The sequence below is a fragment of the Gemmiger formicilis genome (genome assembly GCF_016901605.1).
GTDB lineage: Bacteria > Bacillota > Clostridia > Oscillospirales > Ruminococcaceae > Gemmiger > Gemmiger formicilis_B.
The window spans coordinates 1-6,271 of record NZ_JACJKP010000166.1 but is presented as its reverse complement, the minus strand read 5'-3'; the positions used below and the strand labels follow the sequence as shown (position 1 = coordinate 6,271).

The window sequence follows — 6,271 nt, the reverse complement described above, 5'->3', positions numbered from 1 at the left end:
TTATTATATCTCGTGAAGTTCCGTTTGTCAAGAACTTTTTTGAGATTTTTTTGAAGTTTTTTCGTGAGCCGAAGCTCCCGAAAAGCCCTCAAAGGCTGTTGTTATGCGGTTTTCCGTGTCGCTCTCGCGCCGGACAGCTTGACTATAATACCACCGGGAAACCACTTTGTCAACACTTTTTTTCATTTTTTTCGACAAATTTTCAAGGCATTCTTTGGTTAAACCGTACAACGTCATTTTTAAGATTTTCCTCCTAAAAAACCACTGTCCCGTCCGGAAAAATCGCTTTTCGCTATTATATAAGGTATAGAGGCATCTGCACAAAGGTTTTACTTGCGGTTTGGGCCCGCAGGGCTTATACTGATAACCAGAGAAGAAAGTTATGGGTGGGCATAGGTCATGATGAAGATTTACCGCACAAGAGACAAACAGTTGACGCGGGTGGATGCCATGGACGAGGGGTCCTGGGTTTGCCTGACGGCTCCGACAGAGGATGAAGTGCGCCGGGTAGCGGCCACATTGGATATTGAGCCCTCCGACCTGTTTGCCGCCACCGACCCGGAAGAGTCGGCGCGCATCAGTTTAGAGGACGGGTACACCGTCATCATCGTGGACATTCCCTATCAGGTTCCCGGTTCCGGGGAGGGCATCTACTCCACCATCCCTATGGGCATTCTGCTGACCCAGGAGTTGGTGGTGACCGTTTGTTCGGTGGACACACCGGTGATCGGGGACTTTTCCTCCTGCCGCGTGAAGGGATTTTCCACCCGCAAAAAGATGCGGTTCGTCTACCAGCTGCTTTATCGGGCCGCCACCATGTACCAACAGGAGCTGCGGCTGATCGACCGGCGCCGGCAGGCGTTGGAGAAAAACCTGTCCGGCGACCTGCGGGACAGCGACCTGGTAGAACTGCACGGTTTGGAATCCACGCTGGTCTACTTTGCCACCAGTCTGCGTGCCAACGCCACGGTATTGGATCGTCTAACCCGCTACAAGCGGTTGGAACAGTACCCCGACGACCGGGAACTGCTGGACGACGTTATCGTTGAGATCCGCCAGGCCATTGAGATGACCAGCATTTACCGGGACGATATCAAAGGTACCCGGGAACTGTTCAGCGCCATCCTGGACAACCGCCTGAACAACGCCATGAAATACCTGACCAGCATCACCCTGCTGATGGCCGTTCCCACGGTAGTCAGCGGCCTGTACGGTATGAACGTTTCCTCCGAGGGCATGCCCTTTGCCAGCAGCGACGCCGGGTTCGGCATCGTGCTGGGGCTGACCCTGATCGTGTGCGGCGTGACCGCCTGGTTCCTGCACAAAAAGCACATGCTGTAAGCTTTTCCCCGCCTGTAAAAATCCAGGCGGGGGTTTTCTTTTAGGGGGGCGTGTGGTACAATATATAAATATGGGATTTTTCCCCATAGCACAAGAGAGAGGCAACCTAGCAAGGGAAAGGATAAACGACCATGTGTGGTTTTGTTGGTTTTACCGGGCTGCGTGAAGCACGTGAGGCGATTCTGCATAAGATGGCAGACCGCATCATCCACCGCGGCCCCGATATGGAAGGGTACCACCTGAGCGGTGATACCCCGGCCACCGCCGTAGCTCTGGGCTTCCGCCGGTTGAGCATCATCGACCTGGCAGCAGGCCGCCAGCCCATGTACAACGAAGACGGCAGCGTAGTCTGCGTGTTCAACGGCGAAATTTACAACTTTATGGACCTGCGCACCGAGCTGCAGGCCAAAGGCCACGTGTTCAAGACCCGGTGTGATACCGAGGTCATTCTGCATGGCTACGAGGAGTACGGCAACAAGCTGGCCTCCATGCTGCGGGGCATGTTTGCCTTTGTGGTGTACGACACCAAAACCCATACCATGTACGGTGCCCGGGACATCTTTGGCGTGAAGCCCTTCTACTACACCCAGACCGACGCCGGGGAACTGCTGTTCGGTTCCGAGATCAAGAGCCTGCTGGAGCATCCCGGTTTCCGCCGGGAGGTCAACCCCGAGGCATTGCGCCCCTACCTGACCTTCCAGTACAGCGCCATGAACGAAACCTTTTTCAAGGGCACCTACAAGCTGCCCCCCGCCCACTGGTTCGAGTACAAAGACGGCCAGATGCACATTGAGCGGTACTGGGATGTGGATTTCCGCCACAAGACCAGCATGAGCTTTGAGGATTGCGCAGCCGAAATCGATGCCCGGGTGCGGGAATCGGTAGCCGCCCACCGCATCAGCGATGTGAAGGTCGGTTCCTTCCTGTCCGGCGGCGTGGACTCCAGCTATATTACCGCCTGCCTGATGCCCGACGACACCTTCTCGGTAGGTTTTGAAACCCCCGACGGCAGCCACAAATTCGACGAGACTACCGAAGCTGCCGAACTGTCCGCCAAACTGGGCATCCACAACTACCGGGAAATGCTGACCAAGGAACAGTGCCTGGAAGCCTTTGCGGATATCCAGTACCACATGGACGAACCCCAGTCCAACCCGTCCTCGGTGCCGCTGTACTTCCTGTGCCAGCTGGCCCGCCGTCACGTGACGGTGGTGCTTTCCGGCGAGGGCGCCGACGAGATCTACGCCGGTTACGAGTGGTACGCCGACAACGCCATGATGCAGAAGTACAAGCATCTGCCCCTGGGACTGCGGCATCTAGCCAGCGACGTGAGCCAGCATCTGCCCTACTTCAAGGGTCACGACTTCATCATCAAAGGCAGCGGCCGTCCCGAGGACTGGTTCATCGGCCAGGCGCTGGTCTTTACCGAGAAGGAAGCCCAGGAGATTCTGAAACCCAAGTACCGGGTAGGTCCCACCGCCCGGGAGGTCGCCGCGCCCATCTACGACCGGGTGAAGGACCTGCCGGAACTGGAAAAGAAGCAGTATCTGGACCTGAACCTGTGGCTGCCCGGCGACATTCTGCTGAAAGCGGACAAGATGAGCATGGCCCACAGCCTGGAACTGCGGGTGCCGTATCTGGACCGGGAAGTGCTGCGGGAAGCTTCCGCCTACCCCGTGAACTACAAGATCGCCGGGGACACCAAGGCCGTACTGCGCGCCGCCGCCAACAAAACTTTGCCTGACGCCTGGGCCAACCGCACCAAAAAAGGATTCCCGGTGCCCATTGCCAAGTGGCTGGAGGACCCGGCCTTTGCCGCCAAGGTCCGCGCCCGGTTTGAGAGCGACGTGGCCGCCGAATACTTTGACCAGGATAAACTGGTGGCCATGCTGGCCGACCCGCGCCACGAGCGCCGCAAGATCTGGACAGCCTACACCTTCCTGACCTGGCACGAACAGTTCTTTGAGAAGTGGGCGTAAACAAACGCTGTGCGCTTCCAAAAAGTCGTCGTTGTCGGCGCACGCCGCCAACAGCGACCCTGTTTAAGCAAATTCTTCTGTAACCAAGGAGATGCAATTTTTTGCTATGAATACCGATCTGATCCCTGTATTCTTGGGCGCCGACCTGAACTGCTACAACTTTGCCCGCGCCTTCCATGAAGCCTACGGCGTGGAAAGCTATGCCTTCGGCCGTTACGCCATGGCCCCTACCAAATATTCCAAGATCGTACACTTTACCATCGTGCCCGACATCGACAACGAGTCCACCATGCTGCGGGTGCTGCATGATTTCGCCAAACAGCATCCGGGCAAAAAGCTCTATCTGTTCGGCTGCACCGATGACTACGCCGCCATGATCATCCGCCGCAAGGCGGAACTGCCGGAGTATATCGCCCCCGGACCCGCTGCCGACCTGTACGGTTCCATCCAGAAAAAGGCGGAATTCTACGAGGTTTGCGACAAGTTCGGCATTCCCTACCCCACCACCAAGGTACTGACCGCCCCCACGGACGCCGCCGAACTGACCGAGGACAAACTGGGCTTTGCCTACCCCATCATCGTGAAGCCTTCTTCCAGCGTGGCCTATTGGAAGTTCCCCTTTGACGGCATGAAGAAGGTCTACACCGCCGCCGACCCCGCCGAGGCCGCTTCCATCGTGAAACAGATCTACGATTCCGGCTATCCGGACAAGATGATCCTGCAGGAAATGATTCCCGGCGGCGACGACCACATGCGGGTGCTGACCGCCTTCTCGGACGAGAACGGCAAGGTCCGGGCCATGTGCCTGGGCCACACCATGGTGGAGGAACATACCCCCCACGGGCTGGGCAACCATGCCGCCATCGTGGCCGAGGATACCACCGCCCTGCCTTTGGTGGAAAACATCCGCCAGATGCTGGAAGCCTGCCACTACACCGGTTTTTCCAACTTCGACATCAAGTGGTCGGGCAAGCCGGGGGATTTCCGGGTCTTTGAGATCAACCTGCGCCAGGGCCGCAGCAACTACTATGTGACCGCCACCGGCATGAACATTGCCAAACTGGTGGTGGAAAAGTGGAACGACGGCGGCAGCGACTGCGTGCTGAACCGCAACGAGGTGTTCTGGCACCACGTTCCCGCCCAGGTAGCCTTTACCTACACCGAGGACAAAAAGCTGGTAGCCCACGCCAAAAGGCTGAAAGCCCAGGGCAAAGAAGCCTGTTCCCTGCTGTACAAGCCCGATTTGTGGATGAATCCCATCCGCTACGCCTGTGTGCTGGAACAGCTGCGCCGCCAGTTCAAGAAGTTCAAAACCTATTATCCGAAAGGCTGATCCCGCCATGAAACTGAACGATCTGGTCCGCCATATCGACCACACCGGCGCCTCGGACGCCGAGATCACCGCCATTACCTATGATTCCCGCAAAGCAGGGCCGGATGCCCTGTTCGTCTGCCTGGTGGGCGCCTGGATGGACGGCCACACCTTTGCCCAGAGCGCCTATGACCAGGGCTGCCGGGCGTTTCTGGTGGAACATCTTCTGGACCTGCCTGCCGACGCCGCCCAGATCGTCACCGACGATACCCGGGCCGCCCTGGCGGTGATTGGCGCGGACTTTTACGGCAACCCCGCCGAACAGCTGCACATCATCGGCATTACCGGCACCAAGGGCAAGACCACCACGGCGCTGCTGACCTCCGCCATTCTTACCGAGGCAGGGCTTTCCTGCGCTTACATCGGTTCCAACGGCGTCAATATTGCAGGCCAGCACGAAGCCACCGCCAACACCACCCCCGAAAGCCTGGAATTGCACCGGCTGTTCCGCAAAATGCTGGACGCCGGGGTGCACCATGTGGTGCTGGAAGTGAGCAGCCAGGCTCTTCGCCATCACCGGGTGGACGGCATCCCCTTTGAGGTGGTCGCCTTCACCAACCTGTCGGAGGACCACATCGGCCCCGGCGAGCACCCGGACTTTGAGGATTACAAGGCCGCAAAACACCGCCTGTTTGCCGAGTATGACGCCCGGGTAATGGTCTACAATGTGGACGATCCCACCAGCGACTATATGCGGGCAGGGTTCCGCGGGCAGACGGTCAGTTTCGGCATCGACCATGCCGCCGACTACCATGCCGCGCAGCTGGCCCGCTACCGCAGCGAGACCGCTCTGGGCGTGGATTTTGTCTGCGAGCACGACGGCAGCGCCACCCCTGTGCGGGTCATGTCCCCCGGCACCTTCAGTGCCTCGGACGCCCTGTGCGCCATTGCCCTGTGCGGTGCCTTCGGGGTAAGCCCCGTGCAGGCCGCCGAGACCCTGGCCCACACCCCGGTGCAGGGCCGTTTTGAAGTGGTGGAAGGCTTGCCCGGCCGCACCTTTATTGTGGATTACTCCCACAACGGCCTTTCGCTGACCAGCGCCCTCAAGACCCTGCGCACCTACCAGCCCCATCGGCTGATCTGTGTGTTCGGTTCGGTAGGCGGGCGCACCCAGGTACGCCGCCGGGAACTGGCCGAAGCCGCCAGCGCCTGGGCCGATTACAGCATCCTGACCAGCGACAACCCGGACTTTGAGGACCCCATGGCCATTCTGCGGGATATTGACGCCCACATGTCGATGGATGCCCAGTACACCCTGATCCCCGACCGGGCCGAAGCCATCCGCAAAGCGGTGGCCATGGCCGAACCGGGCGACATCGTGCTGTTTGCGGGCAAAGGCCACGAGGATTACCAGCTTATTGAGGGCAAGAAAGTCCCCTTTGTGGAGCGGGACCTGATCCGGGCAGCCTGCCGGGAGCTGCAGGGCTGACCACTTGTTTCGCCTATGTACCGCCGCGGACCCTGCGGCGGTATTTTTTTGTTGTGTGCCAAAATCGCCCCACGATTTTTGTGAAATCCGCCTCTTGCCGTCCTCCTGCAAACCGTGTCATACTGGGTATAAAATTCCAAGATCAGGCCG

Annotated in this window: 5 protein-coding genes; 4 read left to right on the top strand and 1 reads right to left on the bottom strand. The window is 58.7% G+C overall.

Going from position 1 to position 6,271, the window contains the following annotated elements; genetic code table 11:
• Positions 1–27 precede the first annotated feature (27 nt).
• Positions 28–237: a hypothetical protein gene (locus H6B10_RS11705; protein ID WP_204651775.1), complete on the bottom strand. Its 210-nt coding sequence runs from the start codon at positions 235–237 to the stop codon at positions 28–30.
• Positions 238–399: 162 nt separating this feature from the next.
• Here H6B10_RS11705 and H6B10_RS11700 point away from each other — a divergent pair, with 162 nt between their 5' ends.
• From H6B10_RS11700 to H6B10_RS11685, 4 genes are all read left to right on the top strand, one after another.
• Positions 400–1,341, top strand: a complete 942-nt coding sequence (locus H6B10_RS11700; protein WP_204651774.1) for a magnesium transporter CorA family protein — start codon at positions 400–402, stop codon at positions 1,339–1,341.
• 131 nt (positions 1,342–1,472) lie between these two features.
• Positions 1,473–3,320: an asparagine synthase (glutamine-hydrolyzing) gene (asnB, locus tag H6B10_RS11695; protein ID WP_204651773.1), complete on the top strand. Its 1,848-nt coding sequence runs from the start codon at positions 1,473–1,475 to the stop codon at positions 3,318–3,320.
• A 106-nt stretch (positions 3,321–3,426) separates the two neighbouring features.
• Entirely contained in the window at positions 3,427–4,653 is a 1,227-nt protein-coding gene (locus tag H6B10_RS11690; RefSeq protein WP_204651772.1) for an ATP-grasp domain-containing protein, read from the top strand.
• Positions 4,654–4,660: 7 nt separating this feature from the next.
• A complete protein-coding gene (locus tag H6B10_RS11685; protein WP_204651771.1) occupies positions 4,661–6,121 on the top strand; it encodes a UDP-N-acetylmuramoyl-L-alanyl-D-glutamate--2,6-diaminopimelate ligase in 1,461 nt (486 codons plus the stop codon).
• Positions 6,122–6,271: the final 150 nt, after the last annotated feature.